Source organism: Bartonella sp. CM31XJBT (genome assembly GCF_028618555.1).
GTDB lineage: Bacteria > Pseudomonadota > Alphaproteobacteria > Rhizobiales > Rhizobiaceae > Bartonella.
On sequence record NZ_JAQITD010000063.1, the window covers coordinates 1 to 2053 of the forward strand.

The 2053-nt window shown below is 34.3% G+C and carries 2 protein-coding genes; one reads left to right on the forward strand and one right to left on the reverse strand.

What is annotated here, in order from left to right; all coding sequences use genetic code 11:
* Positions 1-773 (forward strand): autotransporter outer membrane beta-barrel domain-containing protein (locus tag PVV63_RS10115; RefSeq protein WP_273791742.1); only part of this gene is annotated, 773 nt, incomplete at its 5' end.
* A gap of 804 nt (positions 774-1577) precedes the next feature.
* Here PVV63_RS10115 and PVV63_RS10120 read toward each other — a convergent pair.
* Positions 1578-2053 (reverse strand): autotransporter domain-containing protein (locus PVV63_RS10120; protein ID WP_273791743.1); only part of this gene is annotated, 476 nt, incomplete at its 5' end.

A 2053-nucleotide genomic window follows, 5' to 3' on the forward strand; every position in this document is an offset into this window, starting at 1 on the left:
ACTTATCTGCTTTTGAATATGGCTATGGTGCTGAGCTCGATTATAATGCATTCGAAGCAGGTGTTTTGTTAAACGAGATTGAGAGTTTATATGGTTGTACATTCTTTGGGGTTATGGGGTCTTACGGAAATCTTTCTCTAACCCCTCAGGATGTTGAACAAAGCAAAAAGAGTGCATTTGATAAATGGTCTGTTTCTGCCTATGGAAGTCTGAAGCATGATACGGGTTTTTATATAGATGGGGTGGTATCGTATGGACTTTTTAAGGGAGATGTTTTGACCCTTGCACGGGGCAAGGTTGTGGCATTAAAGGGTAAACAGTTTAGCGGTTCTTTAACGAGTGGCAGAACGTTTTCAACAGGGTATAAAGGTGTTGTTTTTGATCCGCAGATTCAGATTGTTTATCAGCATCTTCAGTTTAATCAGGCGCGTGATATTGATAATCTTGATGTTGATTTAGGAAAATTTCATCAATGGGTGGGGCGTGTTGGTGGGCGTTTAAGCAAGACACTTAATGTTTCTGAAGAGGGACGTGTCGTTTCTTTTTATAGTAAGCTTTCTTATTTGCATAGTTTTGAAGATAAGCAATTTGTTTCTTTTAAAAACGATTTCCAATTAGGTTTTTTTGGTTCTTTTTTGGAAGCAGGTCTTGGGTTTAATGCTCGTCTTTCTTCAAAACTTTTTCTTCATGGAGATGTAACTTATCAGCATAAATTTAAGAAAGCTGGTTTTTCTGGAGCCAGTTTCTCTGCTGGATTGCGCCATCTTTTTTGAAGAGATATAATGTGCATTTTTATATGAAAGGCAGAAGATTTTTCTGCCTTTTAATGTATTGAAATTTATTTTTCCTCATCAATATGGTTATTTTTTTGATATAAAAGATTACAATAGATGCTTTCTTCTATGCGATGAGGAATTTTCCTAAAATTTTGATATTAAGATATGGGGGCAGATTTCATTGTGAATGTGAGAAGCTTGAATGCTAAATTCTTGTGGTATAATCTTTTAAAAGAGACGATATTGATGGTTGTTTTTGTCCATTTCTTTATTAAATTTTATAGATCATAAGTTTAGTCTTTACGAGCTTTATGCATTTTTTTGAATTTTGTTTTAGAACTTTATTTACGTTTATATCATTTCATACGCATATTATTTGTTTCCTTTTTTAGGATGTTTACTTAAGAATTTTGGATAAATACTTGTTTTTAGAACAAACAGAGGGAGTTTGAGGTCAAATTATAATAAAAGTAAAGTATGCTTTATCGTATTGTTACGGTTGTTGTTTTGTAAATGATAGGTGGCAGAGAAATTTTGATTGGATACAGGATATTATTTTTATTGCGGTTATGCGCGGATATCATCATTCTTTTTTCAGCATTCAATATTTGCGCAGATTTTAGCACTCGAGAATGTTCATAAGAAGCAATACACCTTTTTTCAAAAGTCCTTCTTTACATGCCAGCTTCGTTTGTGATGAACAAGGGGTTAATTGATTAAATATAAACAGGTTTGAATGAAAGAAATTTATAATATTCAGTTTTTTATTCAATATGTAGAATGATGAGTGAGTATTCTAAATCATTGATGAAATTTTCCTAAATCAACATCAAGATTATCAATATCACGCGCCTGATTAAACTGAAGATGCTGATAAACAATCTGAATCTGCGGATCAAAAACAACACCTTTATACCCTGTTGAAAACGTTCTGCCACTCGTTAAAGAACCGCTAAACTGTTTACCCTTTAATGCCACAACCTTACCCCGTGCAAGGGTCAAAACATCTCCCTTAAAAAGTCCATACGATACCACCCCATCTATATAAAAACCCGTATCATGCTTCAGACTTCCATAGGCAGAAACAGACCATTTATCAAATGCACTCTTTTTGCTTTGTTCAACATCCTGAGGGGTTAGAGAAAGATTTCCGTAAGACCCCATAACCCCAAAGAATGTACGACCATATAAACTCTCAATCTCGTTTAACAAAACACCTGCTTCGAATGCATTATAATCGAGCTCAGCACCATAGCCATATTCAAAAGCAGATAAGT